Annotated in this window: 10 protein-coding genes; 3 read left to right on the top strand and 7 right to left on the bottom strand. The window is 52.3% G+C overall.

Features of this window, described 5'->3' with window-relative positions; genetic code table 11:
* Positions 1-243: 243 nt before the first annotated feature.
* The gene (locus NG42_RS09670; protein WP_052899095.1) at positions 244-1110 is read left to right on the top strand and encodes a crotonase/enoyl-CoA hydratase family protein; all 867 of its coding nucleotides are present in this window, start codon (positions 244-246) and stop codon (positions 1108-1110) included.
* Here the strand turns inward: NG42_RS09670 and pdeR are convergent, their stop codons facing one another.
* Entirely contained in the window at positions 1111-3096 is a 1986-nt protein-coding gene (gene pdeR / locus NG42_RS09665) for a cyclic di-GMP phosphodiesterase (protein ID WP_052899094.1), read from the bottom strand.
* A gap of 323 nt (positions 3097-3419) precedes the next feature.
* Here pdeR and NG42_RS09660 point away from each other — a divergent pair, with 323 nt between their 5' ends.
* Positions 3420-9239: a hypothetical protein gene (locus NG42_RS09660; RefSeq protein ID WP_052899093.1), complete on the top strand. Its 5820-nt coding sequence runs from the start codon at positions 3420-3422 to the stop codon at positions 9237-9239.
* 38 nt (positions 9240-9277) lie between these two features.
* On the opposite strand, the gene NG42_RS09655 is transcribed toward NG42_RS09660, so the two are convergent.
* The 4 genes from NG42_RS09655 to NG42_RS09640 all read right to left on the bottom strand — a co-directional run bounded on the left by NG42_RS09655 (position 9278) and on the right by NG42_RS09640 (position 16274).
* Entirely contained in the window at positions 9278-9577 is a 300-nt protein-coding gene (locus NG42_RS09655) for a YbdD/YjiX family protein (protein WP_052899092.1), read from the bottom strand.
* Positions 9567-11633 carry a carbon starvation CstA family protein gene (locus tag NG42_RS09650; protein ID WP_052899091.1) on the bottom strand — a complete coding sequence of 689 codons (2067 nt, stop codon included), beginning with the start codon at positions 11631-11633 and terminating at the stop codon, positions 9567-9569. Before NG42_RS09650 ends, NG42_RS09655 begins: the two co-directional genes overlap by 11 nt.
* 261 nt (positions 11634-11894) lie before the next feature.
* Positions 11895-13832 (bottom strand): exoribonuclease II, encoded by a 1938-nt coding sequence (locus NG42_RS09645; protein ID WP_052899090.1) that lies wholly within the window; start codon positions 13830-13832, stop codon positions 11895-11897.
* A 132-nt stretch (positions 13833-13964) separates the two neighbouring features.
* Complete coding sequence (locus tag NG42_RS09640) at positions 13965-16274, bottom strand: FdhF/YdeP family oxidoreductase (protein ID WP_052899089.1); 2310 nt, start codon at positions 16272-16274, stop codon at positions 13965-13967.
* Between the two features lie 248 nt (positions 16275-16522).
* On the opposite strand from NG42_RS09640, the gene NG42_RS09635 reads away from it, so the two are divergent.
* Positions 16523-18112, top strand: a complete 1590-nt coding sequence (locus NG42_RS09635; protein ID WP_052899088.1) for a PTS transporter subunit EIIC — start codon at positions 16523-16525, stop codon at positions 18110-18112.
* 19 nt (positions 18113-18131) lie between these two features.
* On the opposite strand, the gene rsxA is transcribed toward NG42_RS09635, so the two are convergent.
* Both rsxA and NG42_RS09625 read right to left on the bottom strand, forming a co-directional pair.
* Complete coding sequence (gene rsxA / locus NG42_RS09630) at positions 18132-18713, bottom strand: electron transport complex subunit RsxA (RefSeq protein WP_052899087.1); 582 nt, start codon at positions 18711-18713, stop codon at positions 18132-18134.
* A gap of 125 nt (positions 18714-18838) precedes the next feature.
* A complete protein-coding gene (locus NG42_RS09625) occupies positions 18839-20047 on the bottom strand; it encodes a diguanylate phosphodiesterase (RefSeq protein ID WP_052899086.1) in 1209 nt (402 codons plus the stop codon).
* Positions 20048-20341: the final 294 nt, after the last annotated feature.

Here is a 20341-nt window from a genome sequence, read left to right as displayed (position 1 = left end):
ATTTTTCCTTAAACGATCAGCAATAGCCGAAACCCCGCCTCTGTTATTTAACCCCACCTGCGCACGAATTAAACGATATTTTCCGCTCTTAAACTAAAGCCATGCTTATATTTTTCCGGATACCCAACCTGCGAGAGAAAAAACTTATTTTTATGTTAAAAATCAGTCTTTAATTTAGCGCTGACTGACTCTGGATTACGCTGGAGAGGCGTAGAACGCATCTAATAATCCGAGGATCAAACAATGTCAGTAATTAATCAAGCTACCTGCAGGCTGTTCACCGAAGCCGGTCACACCACTCAGCTTGCCGCCTATTATGAGGAAGAGCGGCGCACGCTATGGATGTTACTCAAGGCAGAACCACGACCATGTTTCAACCATCTGTTGATTGAAGAGATTATGAATCTGAGTTATGCCGCGCAGAAGTCCGGTTTAGCCATTGATTTTTGGGTTACCGGTTCGCTGGTGCCGTCGATGTTTAATACCGGCGGCGACTTACGTTTCTTTGTCGAATCGATTAAAAACGGACGTCGTGAGACGCTGCGTGCGTATGCGCGTGCCTGCGTTGACTGCATCCATGCGGCAGCCAAAGGCTTCGGTACCGGTGCGGTCAGCATTGCGATGATTGAGGGCAGTGCGCTCGGTGGCGGCTTTGAAGCCGCACTGGCGCACCACTTTATTCTGGCGCAAAACAATGCGCGGATGGGGTTTCCGGAAATCGCGTTTAATCTGTTTCCGGGAATGGGCGGTTATTCTCTGGTGGCGCGTCGCGCCGGAATGCGGCTGGCCGAGGAGCTGATTTGTGAAGGGGAGTCGCATACTGCCGAATGGTTTGAACAGCGCGGGCTGACCGACCGCCTGTTTCAACCGGGCGAAGCGTATCGCTGCACCCGCACCTTTATCGATAGCTTAAAACCGAAGCTTAATGGCGTGAGGGCGATGCTGAAAGCGCGTCAGCGTGTGTTACAGCTGACGCGGGCCGAACTGATGGATATCACCGAGGATTGGGTCGATTTTGCCTTTACGCTGGAGCCGAAAGACCTGGCTTATATGGAACGGCTGGTGCAGTTGCAAAATCGTCACAGTGCGCAACTGCGTAAGGCCGGATAACTATTTTTTAGCGCTATAATGTCTAAGCCAGTGCCCGAGTTGGTCGGCGGGCATTGGTTTGGCATAATAGAATCCCTGACGCGAATCGACCCCGCTGGCAATCACAAATTGCTCTTCGGCCTCGGTTTCAATACCTTCGGCAATCACCCGCAATTCCAGCGCTTTCGCCACCGCCACAATTGCGCGTACCAGTGACTGCGACACCGGCTGGCTGTCGACCCCGCGAACAAAACTTTGATCGAGTTTGATGGCGTTTACCGGTATCCGCGCCAGCTGAGACAGTGAAGAATAGCCGGTACCAAAATCATCCAGATGCACCTCTGCTCCCAGTTGCTGAAACTGTTTCATCAGTGACAGTGCCTGTTCTTCATTATCAATCAGACAGCTCTCGGTAAGTTCAATATCAATCGGGCAACCCTCAATCCCGGCCTGTTGCAGCGCCTGTTTCAGATCGCTGTAGATGCCTTGATCGATTAATTGTCGGGCCGAGACATTGACCGCCACCCGCAGCGTAATCCCTTGCTCGCGCCAGGCAATAATCTGCGCCAGCACCGATAACATCACCCAGCGCCCGAGCGGGACTATCAGTCCCGACTCTTCAGCGTAAGCGATAAAGTCTTTCGGCGGAATCAGCCCGCGCTCGGTTGATTGCCAGCGCACCAGCGCTTCTACTGCGGTTACGTGTCCCTCGACGTCAACCTGCGGTTGGTAATGGATAACCAAATTCTGATTTTCCAGCGCTTTGCGCAGGTTAGTATCCAGCCATAAATATTCAAATACTCGCTGATTCATTTCGGCAGAAAAAACGCAGAACTTGCCGCGGCCGCTCTCTTTCGCGTTGTACATAGCGGTATCGGCATTACGAATCAGGCTTTCACGATCGTCGCCGTGCAGCAGAGCGAGGGCAATGCCAATCGAGCAGCCGGTATAGACTTCAATCAGGCCAATGCGGAATGGCTGTTTCAGGCGTTCCAGAATGCGTGATGACATGGCTTCCAGCACGGCCTGGCTGCTGTCTTCTGCCAGAATAACAAACTCATCGCCACCCAGCCGGGCCAGCGTCTGGTCTGGTTCAAGGCAGCTGAGGATTGCCAGCGACACCGCCTCTAACAACTGATCGCCAAACATATGGCCGTAAGCATCGTTAACCTTTTTGAAATTATCAAGGTCGAGATACACCACGCCAGGCTGACGGTCACCGCGCTGCTCCAGCGTCTGGCTAATCAGTTGATTAATGGCGTTACGGTTTGGCAGGCCGGTAATGGTATCGGTATTGGCCAGCAGTTGCAGGCGTTCCTGCGCGCGTCGCTCCTCGGTGATATCGGTGCCCGAGCAAATCAGAAAAATTTCGTTCTTGCCGCTGCCGCTGTGGACAAACTTATTGCGGAACAGAAACAGGCGCTGGCCTTTTTGGGTTTTGATCCAGCGTTCTACTTCGTAAGAACTGCCGTCACGGAAAAAACCGCTGATATTGCGGCGCGAAGCGGCGGCTTCCTGTTTGGTCATAAACAGTTGAAACACATTGCGGCCAATCACTTCCTGCTCTTTCAGCCCGGTGTACTCTTCACTCAGCCGGTTAAAACGCTGGATATTGCCTTGCTGATCGAGAATCACAATCACCGAATTGGCTTCAGATACCACCTGTTCAGCAAACGACAAGCCGAGCGTCAGGTCACGCGCGACCGATGAGGTATCGCCCCAGGCCGATGCGGTTCCTGCCCAGGTTGACTGGTTGATCTTGCGTCCCACCAGATGCATCGCCACCAGCGTGCCATGCAAAGCAATACTGAGGTTAATGCTGGAGGTGATCACTGTCATCGCGCGAATCAGGCTGGCCTGTGCCGGAAGAAGCGCGACGGCCATATTAATATCGGCATGCTCATTTTCGGCAAAGTTCAGCGCATCGCTGTCTGAAGTGAGATGCCAATGAGGGCTGCTGCTACCAAACAGCGTGTACAGCAATATTTGCCCTTGTTCATCGGTCATGGAAACTTCCTCCGGGGAGTGCCCTGCAGGCAGTATCTCATTATTTTAGCAACACTATTGTGCGGCATGTACCGGCATCAGCCACAAACTGAAGTTATTTTTATCAGACGATCTCTCTTGCGCTGAAAATATGCAGGAAAAGTGATGAACACGCTAAATAACAGGTTGCTATTTAAGGGCGGATTTTGAAAATCACGCGGCTGGACGATTAGCCAGCAACGACTACGCTTTTTGCTGCAATACTTAGCGGGTTGCGCCTGGCGACTGATTAACAGAACGCTTGTCGCTGACAAGGATGTAACTACTTAACATGGAAGATAATTGTGACGCTGACCATCTCTCAATCGGCGCGGATTGCGCCGCTGGCCGCCACGCCATCTGTGGTTTCTGGCTTCCGCCCAATGCTCACCAGCTTACTGAAAGCGATCTCCAATTGCTCCTCAGAACTGTTTAGCCCGCTGCCGGCGCACGATTTTCCGCGCGCCCTGGCCGAGGCAGGGCAATTGTTGGCTTTACCCGAACAGACAACCGGCGAATTTATTACGGGTATCAGAAATCGCTTAAAACTGCCGCAAGCATTGGCCCTGATGCAGGCCGAAGCAGACAGTGAATCGTTTGAAAGCCTGTATCGCTGGTTACCCGCTATACCCCAGCCGCTGCTCAGTGTCGATCGGCAACGCCAGCTGATCGGCCTGGCGCTGGGAGTGCCGCCAGATCGGTTCGAACGGGAGAATCTCATTGCCAGGCTGGAACGGTCGTTACCGGCGCTGAATAACCTGCTGGTCGATGAAATCAATAGGGCGACGGCGGAGAGCAGAGCTGGCACCGCCGGAAAAATGCTGCCTGAGTTATTACGGCTAAAAGTTGTCAATGAAACGCTGCAAGGTTTCCATCCTTTATTACCGACGATAGTCTGGGCGGTACAGCTATTGTGGCAAATCCGTCAGCAGGGCATGGTAAAGGCGCTGGATGGAGAATTAAAAATGCATTTACACCAGTGGCTCACGGCGCTGGACGGTAGGCGGGCCAGCCCGGAAACCGCCAGCTTGCCGCTGTCGGACAAAAGTCTCTGGCACTGTATCGATCGCTGGGTAGAACAGCGGCTAAACGATCTGCGCGGTAGTGACGGTGCGCAACCGCTAGTGGAAGCGGCCCGCAGTGCGACAGTGGCACACCCTGAAGTTCGCCCCTCATCCGTCGGTGTGTTACTGCCCTTAACCGCCAGGCCGGCATTTAGTCTCTCTGCCGAAGGCTGGCGCCACAACAGTGTGCTGAACAGCCCGGCCGAACAAAGCGCCAGTCTGTTGATGAAAGTCCGCACCTGTTACGAGCTGCTGAAGCGGGAGATGCAGCCGGCTAATTTTGCCGTCGCCTGTGCTGTGCGCAGTGAGAACAGCACCATGGTACAACCCGACTTTCGTGCGGTGCAGTTTAGTCGCTCGCTGGTGAGGGATCCCGTGGGCGAACTGCATTCACGTCTGCAAATTGAAAGCGGGGAGTTGCCGTTTTCTCTTTCCGGCGCGGCGATTTCGGGCGAGCAGAGGCGGCCGCTGGCGACGGATCCGCTCGCCGAAGCCGGTGACAGGTTGATGTCATTCCCGGACAGTGAAATGAGTTTGCCGGAGCAAGAACGGCAGCGGCTGGTGTTTTCGGTGCTGAACCGCAGCCTCGATCTGCTGAGTTCCCCACTGCGCTTTAGCGGGCAACCGCTGAAAGTGGAGCCGGTCGCTGTGGCACCATTAAACAATTCCAGGACCGGGGAAAAGCCTTATGATTCGCTGTTAATGCGTCCTGGAGAAATGCAGGTGGAGATGCCACTCAGCCGGGGATTATTTAATCATTTACTCCACAGAGGCATTCAGCAGAGAGAATCGGTGTATCCCTCCTCCGCAGAGCCGGTTTCTGCATGGCCATTTGCTGGGGTACAAGGCAGTCCGGTTAAGCCTTCATCAGCAATCTTACTTCCGCAACAGGGGGTAGCCGGCGCAGTTCCACTTGAGGCATTTATTGACTCAATGCATTTCAAATACCCGCAGCAACTGGACCAATCTCCAAAAGTAACGATGTCGATAAATCAGACAGCAGACGTCATGGATAAAGAGATGACATTAGAAGCCGCGCTGAGTCTGATGCAGGAAACGGAAAGTGGCATGAAGTTATCGCTGAATCCAAATCCTGAATGGAGTCACTCCTTCAATATTGATGTGAGAGATTTTATTTTAGGAAAGTTTGTCAATAATTTCGATATGAATAAACCAATGGAGTGGGATAGCCCGGATAATAAGCAGGCAGCCTGGTTAATAGGAAAAGGTCTGGCAAATAAGGGAATTGAGCAAGTTGTCGATATTATCAATAAGATGACCTCGCCAGTCTGGGATGTCAATGAGTGGATAAAAACGAAAATTAATTTCGTGCTGCAGCAGCATGGTGTTGATACCCATAAATTTAATGAGAATACTACCGTGTTAGCGGGGGTATTACTGCCATCCAATCACGGTGTCTACCATATGCCTATGCTGCATCCAGGGTTTGATGGTAGCTGGCAGCAGGTGGGGAAATATACGCTGCGAGATATTTTCACCCGCGAGTATTTACGCAAAGATCACCAGTTTAATCAAGGAAGCCTGGTGTTAAAGTTTCCGGTTGAAATAAGCCAGGCATTGCAGAATGAAATTAAGACATCAAACTTACAATCAGATTATATCAATGAACTTGGTCAAACTCTCTCTGAAGGTGATGTGAAAGTTGGTATGCTGATGCTATTCAGAACCGTACTGGAGAAAACAGTTGATAATTTTTTAAAATCTAATTCTGTTAAAAATGTCCCGATAAATGTCGATACTCTGAGGGCATCAGCTGCACGGGGGGATTTTTATCAGCTGGAGTGGAATGGCTGCAAGATGCACAATCTGGTATTTATTCCTGCAGAAAATGAAAGTCAGGGCATTATTGTATCGATATGGGATGATAAAGGTTGGGTAGTTTCAATAGACCCCCTGAGTACCATCTCATTTTATGGTGATGGCGAGGCAAAGAAGATGCTGGAAGTTATCAATAAAAGTATCTCAATTGCTATACGGGTTAACTCAAATGCTGCCAATATTATTGATAATCAGCTTGAAATAAATCCATCCGGAAAGTATGTCGTTGAGTTTCAAGGGAAGGTCTTTATTAAGAAGTACTGGGAGATGCCTGTTGCAGAAAGATCAATAATGAGGCTGAAGAAAAGCGAATGGATAGAAAAGGATTTGTTAACTAATTTTGTGGCGGTGCTTAAAGCAGATATGAATTATCTGGTCAAGTCACCGGGGGAATATGCACGTGACACGGCGATAGAGGTGCTCAATACCATCGGTACTCTTATCGGCCTGTTTTCCATTCCCGTAGCCATTACCACTTCGACCGGTACTGGTTATATGGCGACTAAACTGTTCACTTCGGTTACCAGCTGGAAGAGCAGTTTAGCAGCGGCGTCGACGTTCTCTATATTTCCTGGTCTGGTGAAAGCTAAAACGGCTGATCGGCCAGATGATGTGGCAAAAGCCTATACTGATGTTTTATTAAGCCTGATGGGAGAAGGCGCTGGCCAGTTGATGAGTGAATATGGCCTCAGGCTGTTCATTGGCCTCTTCAGACAGGGTAACAAATTCGTGAAAATTACGTTAAACCAGCTGCCGGGTGCCGTGGTTTCTCGCATATTGCATCATAAGAATAGTTTCTTTTCACACTACAGAAATGACATATTACATATTCCAGAATTATTGTCTGCCAGTCCGAGAGTCGGTGAGCAGTATAATTTACCCTTTATTGATATCAAAGCACCCGCACCGGTAAGAGAAGTTGCGGGCGAACTTAACAATTTCACTAATTTTCTCAAGGCGCAGGCCGCGAAGATGCCTAATATAATGGATTTATTTAACGACCCTGCCAAAATGCCGGAAATCGTCTACCTTTACTTTCAAAACAAAGGTTTTCAGGTGTTATTTGGTGGTGTGGCGCGCTGGAGCAGTCTTATTGATCCCAGTCCGGTAGTTCACTATATTGTACGGCTCAAGTCGGCAACCCCTGATATTAGCTCGGGCTTCTCAGAAACCGAAGATATTATTATTGATTTTAGCCGTGGGCGAGTTGCTCAGCACGAGGCGAAAGGTGAAGTGCTCAGTGGCGAAGAAAAATGGCTGAATACCTTTGAAAATTTGCCGCATAATAAAGATAAGGCTATTAGTGTTGAATGGTTTGATAATCCCCAGCTAGCGATTGATAAATATAAAAAAATGGCAAAAAGTAACCGAATGAATATTGTCCACTTTACTGAAGTCATGGAAGTCAGGCCGGAGTGGTATACCTATGCGCTGAAGCGTAGAGCGTTGCTCGATATTGAGACCCAGCAAGCAGTCATGCTGGAGGAAATTTATAAAATAGAAAATGAAATAGCGTTGCCTGATTTAAATGATTTACGCCGGGATACGTTAAGTCTGAAGCTTGGCGTGCTTTTCACGCAAGGCACGCTGCCAGCATTTGATGCATTGAGTAAAAAAGTAAATATTTTATTAACTAAACCGATCGGTAAACAGGTTGTGGCTTTACCAGAAGGGAATTATTTGTTGATCAGTACTGAATTGCGTGGTTTGAGTAGTGATAACCATGGCAATGTCACCATGATCAATTTTTCTGAACCGGCTTCACTATTACTGAGTGACCAGACTTATGCCTATCCACCTGGCGAAATCGTTGAAGCGGGGCAGGCGGCCGCCAACAGTAGTTTATATGCATCCCGAATCGATGAACTGATAATGTATCAGGAACCTGATACGCAGATCTCCTTGCCGAAAAAGCGTTATGCCGGGTTGAAAAAAAGCTCTGAATGGCTCGGGCAGCGCAGTAATGACTTTCGCGTTCCGCTGATTATCGCCGTCAATCAGCCGTTAAACGGTGGGGCGGAAGCAGGAAAGTCTCATTCGGTCAGTAACACCATTTCTGCTGAGGATATTGGGTTTGTGATGGCACCGGATAATTTAAACAGTGCGATAGCGGATATTTTGCTGACGCTACGAAAAACGCCGATACCGGTCAGATCCTTATTAATTGAAGATTCAGTATCATTACAGAAAACCCTAAAACTGGCAGACAGCTATGCTTTCTTTCCCGGGGATGACAGTGCTCTGCAGGCGTTTAAGGGGTATGAGCAGCAACCCTGGATGCCGATTATCAACCTACAGGCCAGTTGCCAGTTTATCCCTGAGGCTACGGCGCAATTATTGCGGCAACAGACCCGACGCGATAACTACCGCGATTTTATCGGTGATGAATTCAAGCCGGTGACCAGCCTCAACGATATTCTTGACGCGGAAGCCGGGGCGCGTATCGCTATTTTTGCTCTCGGGGTTGGGCCGGGCAAACCACCGATGTCACATGCCATGATGATGGTAAGTGATGGGGCGGCCATCGGTGCAAATAATCAGGTTATTGGTGGGCAGGAGAGCTGGGAAAAAATCTGGCTGGGTACGCTTAACTGGATTCAGGATGAAAAACTGGGTTTTGTGCTGGACGTCAACGGGCAAAAACTTAGCCTTGCCATTCAGCAATCACCGAGTCAGTTAACCCCAACTGAGCCTGAAAGCAAACCCGTCATTAACCTGAATACCCAGCGAGCGCTGGAACTTGCCCAGTATTATACCTCACGGCCAACGATCCGACAGGAGAAAAACAGCGGAACGGACGAGTTATCATGGGTGTCGATTATCAGGTTGTACGAGCAGGTTGGTGCGATTAACCCGTCAAGATTGCGGGAGCTATTGGATAATACTCGCCCCGACGAATATCAGGCATTTCTTGGTCATGCGCCGCAGATGGCAAGAAGTTTACAGGAATTAGTCAATGCTCCTGCCGGTTCCCTGCTGGTATTGACCGAAAAGCCGCCAGGTCGCGCAGACGGTAAGCATGAAATGGTTCATGCCATGATGATCAGCAGTGACGGCAAAGCGCTTGGCAACAATAACCAAATCATCGGGCAGCAACCGGGCTGGCAGACGGTTAACCTGACTTCGCTGGAATATGACGCGGATACCCGCTTTGGGCTGGTGCTGTTGGTGGGGGAGCGACGATTCAACGGCATTATTTGTCCGCCTGCCGGAGTGATTTAGACAGAGATAAAGCCCCCTCTGGCAGAGGGGGCTGACAATTAGCAAGGGCACTTACCCAGTTTTCCGCCTTTGCTGGGGAAACGCGCTTCCAGGCAATAACGGTGAAAGTCGCGTTCACTCATGGGAGACGACAGTGGATGATGTGCCTGCATATGGCGCAGATAATTTTGATAATCCTGTACGCCGACCATTAAACGAAAGCTTTGTGCCAGTCGTTTGAAAATCAGCCGCAGCGTTAATCGCTGCGGTGAATCTTCTGCCACATGTAACGGATGGCAACAAATGAGCCGGGGAACGCCGCTTAGCGCCCGGCGTGCATGGATAGCATCAGACACGATGTCCCTCCTTACGCAGTGAAATCTCCGCTTCGTGGGTGGTCGGTACGCTGCTGTTCAGCGCCCGGCGAATCACAAAGAAAGCAGAAACCAGCATGGTGACGGCCACCAGCATAAAGAAGGCACACAACACGGCGTTAATCTGATTGCTCAGCACGATGGTCTGCATATCCGCCACGGTTTTGGCTGGCGCAATCATCACGCCATCCTCAATGCCTTTGGAGAATTTCTTCGCCTGTGCGAGGAAACCAATACTGGGTTTTTCATGGAAAATTTTCTGCCAGCCAGCGGTCATCGAGGTGATAAACAGCCAGATGGTCGGCAGAATGGTTACCCAGGCGTAGCGCTGTTTCTTCATTTTAAACAGAACGACCGTGCCGAGGATCAGCGCCATTGACGCCAGCATCTGGTTACCGATACCAAACAGCGGCCACAGGGTGTTGATACCGCCGAGTGGGTCGACCACGCCCTGATAGACAAAGAAACCCCAGCCCGCCACCGCCACGGTGGTTCCTGAGAGGTTGCCCAGCCACGAACGGTTATTCGCCAGTGACGGCACGACGGTACCGACCAAATCCTGCACCATAAAACGACAGGCGCGGGTACCGGCATCGACCGCCGTCAGGATAAACAGCGCTTCAAACAGAATGGCAAAGTGATACCAGAAGGCCATCATCGCGCGGCTGTTAAATACCTCGGTAATGATATGTGCCATACCGACAGCAAAGGTCGGAGCCCCCCCGGCGCGCGACAGAACGCTGCTTTCGCCGACGTCGCGGGCAATGCCGCTCAACATTTCCGGCGTGACCACAAAGCCCCAGCTGTTGATCACCTGCGAGGCACTTTCCACTGTGGTACCGATCAGTGCTGCCGGTGAGTTCATCGCGAAGTAGACGCCCGGATCGATAACGGATGCGCAAATCAGCGCCATAATGGCGACAAACGACTCCATCAGCATCGCGCCATAACCGATAAAGCGGATATGGCTTTCACGTTCCACCAGTTTCGGTGTGGTGCCGCTGGAGACCAGCGCGTGGAAACCGGAGATCGCGCCACAGGCAATGGTAATAAACAGGAACGGGAACAGCGCGCCGGAGAACACCGGGCCGCTGCCGTCGATAAAGCGCGAGACCGCAGGCATCTTCATTTCCGGCATGGCAAACACAATGCCGACGGCCAGGCCGACAATGACGCCAATTTTAAGGAATGTCGACAGATAGTCACGCGGAGCCAGCAGCAGCCACACCGGTAATACCGAGGCGATAAAACCGTAGATCACCAATACCCAAGTGAGTGACGTGCCTTTCAGGGTAAAGAACGGCCCCCAGTAAGGATGCTGTGCGATATCACCGCCGTAGATAATCGCCGCCATCATCAGCACGAAACCGATAATCGACACTTCAGCAATTTTACCGGGCCGCAGGAAGCGCATATAAACGCCCATAAACAGTGCGATGGGAATGGTTGCCGCAATGGTAAACAGCCCCCACGGACTGTCGGCCAGCGCTTTTACCACCACCAGCGCCAGCGCCGAGAGGATAATAATCATCACGCCGAGCGCGCCGAGCATGGTGATGACCCCGGCAAACGCCCCCAGTTCCTGCTTCGCCATTTCCCCCAGCGAACGGCCGTCACGACGGGTAGAGATAAACAGGATCAGGAAATCCTGTACCGCGCCCGCCAGCATTACGCCGACCAGAATCCAGATGGTGCCCGGCAGGAAACCCATTTGTGCGGCGAGGATCGGCCCGACCAGCGGACCGGCGCCGGCGATGGCGGCAAAGTGATGGCCAAACAGCACCCATTTATTGGTCGGCACATAATCCAGCCCGTCATTTAAGCGTTCGGCAGGGGTGCGGCGACGATCGTCAAGCTCGAAAATATTACGGGCAATAAACAGACTGTAAAAGCGGTAGGCAATGCTGTAACAGGCAACGGCGGCGATTACCAGCCAGACGGCATTTACATGCTCGCCGCGGCTGATAGCCAGCATGCCAAAAGCAAAGGCACCAATTAACGCCACCACTAACCAGATAACTCCGGTTTTGACTTTTTTCATTACACAACTCCTTGTTGAGTCCAGAGGGAAAGGATCAGGCTAAGCAACAAGTTAAAAGTAATGTAATGATTTGTTAATGAAAGTGAATCGGGGTAAAAGTGTGAGCTGAAGCGAAAGTAATTATTCAGGCGGGAAGATGTAGGGGAGCCGTTTTCGGCTCCCGTACTGATGGCATACGGGGGGTTAACCCTCGGCGCGGGCGGCAAGAACGCCGCCCCTAAGGGATAAACCTTACGCCACCCTTATAATGAAAACGACGGCTTAAGCTGCCGGACGGGCGACAACGCTGCGTGTTTCCATGCGAACTTCGGCGATGGTGACATCAATCACATCCGTCACGCGATAAACCACTTCGCCCTTAATCTGCACGGTACCGCTTTCCTGGCTACACACCATTTCGTCACGTACCGCATGCAGGAACGGTGCAGGAATAAAGGCAACTGCGCCGATATCCAGCAGACGTACGCGCATACCGCCGCGCGAGATATCAATAATCTCGGCGCTGAAACGGGTGTCGGTGCCAGCCGATTTCTCAAGGTAACGCGAGTAGAGCCAGTCACCGACATCACGTTCGGCCATGCGGTTCTGACGACGACGTTCACCCATTTTCACCGTCACATCATCAACCGGGCGCGCAATCTCTTCGCCCTTGATAATCGCTTTCAGCAGGCGATGGTTGATCATATCGCCGAACTTACGGATCGGTGAGGTCCAGGTGGCATAAGCTTCCAGACCAAGGCCAAAGTGCGGACCTGGCTCGGTGCTGATCTCAGCAAACGACTGGAAACGACGGATACGGCTGTCGAGGAACTGAGTCGGATGCGAATCCAGCTCACGGCGCAGCGCACGGAAACCTTCCAGCGTGATAATCGCGGCCGGATCAACGGTAACGCCATTAGCCGCCAGAATAGCCGCTGCCTGTTCAGCATTGGTGCTGTCAAAACCGAGGTGGACGTTATACACGCCAAAGCCCAGTTTCTCACGCAGTACCACGGCAGCACAGATATTGGCGGTGATCATCGCTTCTTCGACAATGCGGTTAGCAATGCGGCGTGGTTCGGCGATGATATCGAGAACTTCGCCTTTTTCACCCAGCAGGAAGCGGTAGTCAGGACGGTCTTTAAAGACCAGCGCATGATTCTGACGCCATTCGCCACGTGCCAGGCACAGACGGTGCAACAGACGGATCTGATTGGCAATCGCCTCAGATTCAGGCTGCCATTCACCGCTATTCTCCAGCCAGTCAGAAACGTTGTCGTAAACCAGTTTGGCTTTCGACTCAATCCAGGCGGCAAAGAAGTGAATGTCATCAGACAGAGTACCGTCTGCGGCAACGGTGACGCGGCAAGCCAGCACCGGACGACGTTCGTTCGGGCGCAGCGAACAGATATCATCCGACAGCTGACGCGGCAGCATCGGGATATTGAAGCCCGGCAGATAGTTGGTGAATGCACGTTCCGCGGCGATGGCATCCAGCTTGCTGCCCGGTTGCACATACGCGGTGGGATCGGCAATGGCGATGGTCAGGCGCAATGCGCCATCGGCTGCTTCTTCGACATACAGCGCATCGTCCATATCTTCGGTGCTGGCGCTGTCGATAGTGACAAACTCCAGCGCGGTCAGATCGTCGCGCTCCAGCTGCTCGTCGAGCATCTCGGTCGGTGCCGCGACATCCGGCGCTTCACGCTCAAGGTTGTGGCGCGACAGTGTTACCCACCACGGAGCCAGATGGTCATCAGCGGTGGTGATAAAATGGGTCAGCTCAGCGTAAAAGCTGCGGTCGCCTTTCAGCGGATGGCGACGCATTTCAGCTACCGCCCAGTCACCGGCCTGGAAATCGTGCTGCACATGACGATCCGGGCGACACGGGATAGCGTCTTTTAACAGTGGATGATCGGGAACAATCGATAAGCGATCGTCTTTTCTTTGCACGCGTCCAACGAAGCGCGTCAGGAAAGGCTCTACCAGTTTTTCCGGCTCGGCAATTTCACGATCCTTGTCAGTCTGCACCACAGCGATGATACGGTCACCGTGCATCACTTTCTTCATCTGCGGTGGCGGAATGAAGTAGCTTTTCTGTGCATCGACTTCTAAAAAGCCGAATCCTTTTTCAGTGCCTTTAACCACACCCTCAACACGCGGCGTCTGGGAGTGGAGCTTCTCTTTAAGCTGCGCGAGCAGCGGGTTATCCTGGAACATAATAAGTTATTTTCGTGGCCTAAGAGCGGCTGACAGTTTTACGCGATTAACCGTCTGCGGGCAAGGGTCAATTGAGCTTTTCAGAGCAGGTCAGGCAAGCCTGACCTGCTGCTGTGGCCGCCAGAATGCGGGTCAGGCGATACGTTGACTGGCAACGACCGGTGACAGCGATATTTTCACCGGCACGGATTTTGAGGTCGGTGTACCGCTGCCATCGCCAAAGCTGGAGAGCGGAACCAGCGGGTTCGTTTCCGGATAATAAGCCGCCAGGTTACCGCGTGGAATGGCGTAAGGCACCAGTTTGAAACCGCTTACTTTACGGATGATACCGTCGTTCCACAGCGTTTCAATATCGACATTTTCACCTGCCTGCAGGCCCAGTTCCGCCATATCATCCGGGTGGATAAACAGCACTTCACGCTGGCCATACACACCCCGATAGCGGTCATCGAGGCCGTAAATGGTGGTGTTGTACTGGTCATGGGAACGCAGGGTTTGCAGGGTAAACGGCACCTTAGTGTCGCCCAGCTGCGGGAACAGCGAGTCGGGCAGGGCTGCGGCACTAAACTGGGCTTTATTATTCAGGGTATTAAAGCGCAGTTCGGCAGCGGCGTTACCCAGCCAGAAGCCACCCGGCAGTTCACACTGCTGGTTGAAATCTTTAAAGCCTGGAATGGTGGCGGCGATATGATCGCGAATCAGGTCATAATTACCTGCCAGCGCCAGCCAGTCGAGTTTTTCACTGCCCAGTACTGCATTGGCGATACCGGCGACAATCCAGGTCTCAGATCGCTGAGTATCGGCAATCGGTTTACCGACGCCTTCCGAGGCGTGAACCATGCTGAAAGAGTCTTCAACGGTAATAAACTGCGGGCCGCTGGCCTGAATATCCTGCTCGGTGCGGCCGAGGGTCGGCAGAATCAATGCATCCTGTTTGCCCGGAACCAGGTGGCTGCGGTTGAGCTTGGTACTGATCTGCACCGTCAGCTCACAACGGCTGAGAGCTTCTTCGGTGCGCGGGCTGTCAGGTGCCGCCGCAGCGAGGTTACCGCCGAGGGCGATCAGCACTTTAATTTCATCGCGCAGCATCGCTTCCAGCGCTTCAACGGTGTTGTGACCAATATTGCGCGGGGGTTCGAAACCAAAATGGTTTGCCATGCTGTCGAGGAACGCCTTGGTCGGTTTCTCATCGATACCCATGGTGCGGTTACCCTGCACGTTACTGTGGCCACGCACCGGACACAGGCCCGCGCCTGGTTTACCCAGCTGACCAAACAGCAGTTGCAGGTTAACGATTTCACGCACGGTATCAACCGAGTGTTTATGCTGGGTGATACCCATCGCCCAGGTGCAAATAACGCGCTCTGCGCTCTGATAGATCGCCGCCGCCTCACGAATCTGCTGCTCAGTCAGACCGGACTGCTGTTCAATCTGCGCCCATTCAGTAGCGGCAACCTGTGCCAGATACGCGTCAACACCTTCGGTATTGGCCTGGATAAAGGCTTCATCAAACAGACCTTTTTCACCGGCAGCGATGCGCGCCTGGTGGGTTTCGCTTAACACCTTCACCATACCACGCACCGCCGCCATATCGCCGCCAAGGTTTGGCTGGTAATAGGTAGAACTGATGGTGCCCGCTTTCGAGGTCACCACTTCCAGCGGTTTTTGCGGATCGGCAAAACGCTCCAGCCCACGCTCACGCAGGGTGTTAAAGGTGACAATTTTAGCGCCGTGATCGGCAGCGTGACGCAGGCTGTGCAGCATGCGTGGGTGGTTGGTGCCCGGATTCTGACCAAAAACAAAAATCGCGTTGGCCTGGTCGAAATCGTCCAGACGGATAGTGCCTTTACCCACGCCGATACTGCGCTTCAGGCCGGTACCGCTGGCTTCGTGGCACATATTGGAGCAGTCAGGGAAGTTATTGGTGCCGAACATGCGGCCAAACAGCTGATACAACCACGAGGCTTCGTTGCTGGCACGACCGGAGGTATACAGTTCCAGCTGATCAGGGTTGTCCATTGCCTGCAAATGGCGGGCGATTAACGCAAAGGCGTCATCCCAGCCGATCGGTTCATAGTGATCGGTGGCGCGGTTATAGCGCAACGGTTGAGTCAGGCGACCCTGGTATTCCAGGAAATAATCGCTTTGCTGGTAGAGCGCAGACACACTGTGCGCGGCGAAGAATTCGGCATCAACGAAACGGCGCGTCGCTTCCCAGGTCACCGCTTTGGCACCGTTTTCGCAAAAACTGAAGGTGCTTTTATTGTCATCGCCCCAGGCGCAGCCCGGACAGTCAAAGCCTTTCGCTTTGTTCATGCGCATCAGGTTGCGCATATTTTTCAGTACTTGTTTGCTGTCGAAAACGAAACGGGTGGTCGCTTCCAGTGAACCCCAGCCGCCAGCCGCGGCACGATAGGGCTTAATCTCTGATTTAAATTTCATAATGAATGCAGGCTTTTATGTTTATGAGTTGTTAGAAAAGTATTGCTTCTTATGGCGGGAAAGTTTGCGACTCACTCTGATTTTTGTCTAATTGATTGACTTAATGGTGCGATAGCTGCGGTTTATCGCGCAGCGGCAAAAACTGTGATACTGGTCAAATTTTACTGGCGATTAAATCATCAATTCAGCGTGTTTATTAATTTGTTGGCTAATAATGAATCTTTAACAGGCTAACACAGGGGCGGATTATGAAAGATTTTGGCAGTAAAGTTCACGCCTTCGGGAAAGCGCTGATGATGCCGATTTCGGTAATTGCCGCCGCCGGGATATTTTTAGGCGTGGCCGCCGCGATGCAAAATCCGGCGATTACCGGCGAAGCCTTTGCCCAACTGAAAACACCGCAGTTGATTATCGGATTTATTCGTCAGATTGCGGCGGCGCTGTTTGCTAATTTGCCGCTGTTTTTTGCTGTCGCCAGCGCTATCGGGCTGGCAAAGGCGGAGAAACCGACCGCCGCGTTTGCTGCGGTGATTGGCTTTATCGCCATGCATGTCGGCGTCAGTGCGACGCTGGCAGCGAAAGGGTTGACGGCGGCGACCACCACCGCTGACGCGTTGCAGAAAGCCGGTATGGATCAGACCACGGCGATGATGACGTCTGCCGAATATATCCCGATGCTCGGCATTTTTACTTACAATATGAGCGTACTCGGCGGGGTGATTGCCGGTCTGATCACCGTGGCGCTGCATAACCGTTTCTATACTCAGCAACTGCCGACGGCGATCAGCTTCTTTGGCGGGCGACGTTTTGTGCCGATCGTCACGGTAGTGGTCTTGCCGCTGGTCGGTGTGCTGCTGGCAACCCTCTGGCCAACCATTGGCGCGGGCATCGCCTGGGTCGGCGAACTGATTGGCAAAAGCGGCCAGTACGGTGCGTTTCTGTATGGCACCTTTGAGCGCATTCTGATCCCCACCGGGCTGCACCATATACTTAATGAAACCGTGCGCTTTACGCCGATTGGCGGCATTGCCACCGTTGATAACCAGAGTATTGTCGGCGCGCTGAATATCTTTAATGCGGCGCTGACGCATCCCGGATCGATTCCTGATGATATCGTGCGCAGCGCCACGCGCTTTCTCGCGCAGGGTAAAATACCGGTAATGATGTTTGGTTTACCGGCGGCCGCGTTGGCGATTTACCACTGCGCGCGGCCGGAGCATAAACAGCGGGTGAAAGCGCTGGTGCTGGCGGGTGCGCTGACCTCATTTACCACCGGCATTACCGAGCCGCTGGAGTTCTGCTTTATCTTTGTCTCACCGCTGCTGTATATCCTCCATGCGTTGCTGAGCGGGCTGTCATTTATGCTGATGTCGGTGATGCAGCTGATGATTGGCAATGTGCAGGGTGGGGCGATCGACCTGGTGGTGTTTGGTATTCTTGGCGGCAGTAAAACCCAGTGGTGGTGGAGTATCGCGCTGGGCGCGGTGTATGCACCACTCTATTATTACAGCTTCCGCTTTATTATCCGACGCATGCAGGTGGAAACGCCGGGGCGTGAATCTGCAGAGGTTGACACGGCTGCACCGGTGGCCGCCGATGAGCGCACGAAAGTGATCATCAGCGGGCTGGGCGGCGAGAGCAATATAGAGGATGTCGATTGCTGCTTTACCCGTTTGCGAGTGCGGGTGAAAGATATGAAAGAAGTGGTCGATCAGACGCTGATGACCACCGGTGCCAACGGCGTTAACCGGGTTAACGAGCATGATGTGCAGGTGATTTATGGCCCGCAGGTGGAAAAAATTGCCAATGAGGTGAAAACGGCGCTGGGAATTAGCTAAAGCGCCGTCCGGCAGCGGCTCATGCCTCAGTCAGACCGATAAAGCCCATAAATGATAACGACATCAGTCCGGCGGTGATCAGGGAAATCGGTGAGCCTTTAAACGGCAGCGGAACCTTAGCCAGATCCAGTCTTTCGCGCATGGCAGCAAACAGCACCATCACCACCGAGAAGCCAACCGCGGCACTGAAACCATAGAATGCGGCTTCGAAAAAACCATGGCTGCGATTCGTACTTAACAGCGGGACCGCCAGCACGGCACAGTTGGTGGTAATTAACGGCAGGAAGATGCCCAGTAAACGGTACAGCGACGGACTGGTTTTACGGATCACCATTTCGGTGAACTGCACCACGACCGCGCTGGCGGTGATATACACCAGAATGCGCAGATAGCCCATATCCAGCGGAGCCAGGATCAGATGATTGGCAACCCACGCCAGTACTGCCACTAAGGTCAGGACAAAGGTGGTTGCCAGCCCCATGCCGATGGCCATCTCAATTTTCTTCGAGGACCCCATAAACGGGCAGAGGCCGAGGAACTGCACCAGCACAAAATTGTTAACTAAAACGGTTCCAACAAACAGTAATAAGTAATCTGACATCCCGCTTTCCAGGTAAATGAAAATAATTATCTCTTACAATAATATCGTTCTCAACCTGGTGCGCACGCACGGTGCAATTCAGCCAGCGCAATAAGCGCTATTCGCAGCTGGCTGAACCTGGAGGCTTATTTTTGTTCAGGCCACGCCACCGGCGGGATGGCATTAAGGGTAGCTTTGGCAAATAACGCGCCCTGGAAATGAAAGATTCCGGCGGCTTCCAGCCACATCCACTCTTCGGCCTTCTCGACGCCAGCAGCAATTACCGCGATCTCAAGTGCCGAACAGCATTTGACGATGGCCTGCACAATTGCCTGTTTTGGGCCACTTTTATGCACATCACGAATGATGTTACGGTCAATTTTAATTCTGTCAGGCTGGAATCGCGCCAGTAATGAAAGTCCGGCAAACCCGGCACCAAAATCATTAATGGCGAAGCTGATTCCTGCGGCTTTTAACTGCTTAATCGCGGCCTGAAACTCGTCAAGGCGGGAGATAACTTCATTTTCCGTAACTTCCACCACGATCTGTTCAGGCACCAGCTGGTTGGCGTTTATCTCGCGCAGCAGGAAATCCACTGCTTCAGGAATGACTACCAGCGACATCGGTAACAGGTTGACGGACAGAGTTTGCTGGTGGATACCCAGCTGTTTTGCCATAGCAAAAGCCTGTTTCTTCGATTCAAGGTCGGCGCGGTAAATATCTTCCCGCGCTAACTGCGAGAAATAGTGCTGCGACGAACCGCCGTCCGCACTGCGAATCAGCGCCTCAAGCGAAACAATGCTTCGACCAAAGGGGTCGATAACCGGCTGAAAGGCAAAATGGTACGGCCCGAAAGCGGGGAGGGAACACTCTGCTGTGGTTGCCGTTTCGTCGACCACAAAATCCCAGTAGTCAGCCGGCGGGATTTCAAAATAGTTTTCCCGTTCTCTGGCCTCGACAAAAGTACGCAGAAACTGCAACGCCCGATCATCATAGGTCAACTGATATTTTGTGGTTCCTTTATCAAGCACCGCCTGCAAAACCGTCGCCTGACCATATTCGCGCAGGTCAAAGAGTTCCATTCCGGCGTTACCGAAGCGGCGTGACGGTGCATAATCGCGCAGCAGCTCGACCACATTATGGTGGCGGGCATCGCGGCAGATACGCTGATAAATGGTATTAACCGCATCCTCAGGGCCTTCAAGCAGCTGAAAGAAATGGGTGCCGTTAAACAGCAAAATACCCGTGACATCAAACGCATTGTTAACTTTGTTTGCTTTATCTGCCAGCTCTGCCAGAGTAATTTCTGCAACATCATCAGAAAGGTGGCTGCGATAGAGGATTGTTGACAACATAGAGTGTTCCAGAATTTTCGCACTTGAGCCGCATACCTTACCAGAATCCAGGGCGATGTTGTCGAGAACTCTCGCAGAAATGGCGTAAAAGTGACTGAATTTGTGACGAAAAACAGGCATCTGACGCGCCGGCTGGCTGCGCTGTAAAAAATAGCGTGGCGCAATCGGTTGCCAGTTTACCGCGTCAAAGAAACGTGGGACATTTGCCGGAATGCCACTCTGACACTGTGATGCCCGCTGAGAATACGCGGTCAGCTTAATGTTTAGCTTCAGCTAAATTTAATGTAAATAATT

This window comes from Winslowiella iniecta, from assembly GCF_001267535.1.
In the GTDB taxonomy this organism is placed as follows: Bacteria; Pseudomonadota; Gammaproteobacteria; order Enterobacterales; family Enterobacteriaceae; genus Erwinia; species Erwinia iniecta.
Note: the sequence above shows the minus strand (reverse complement) of the source record. Positions and strands in the feature narration are given on the sequence as shown.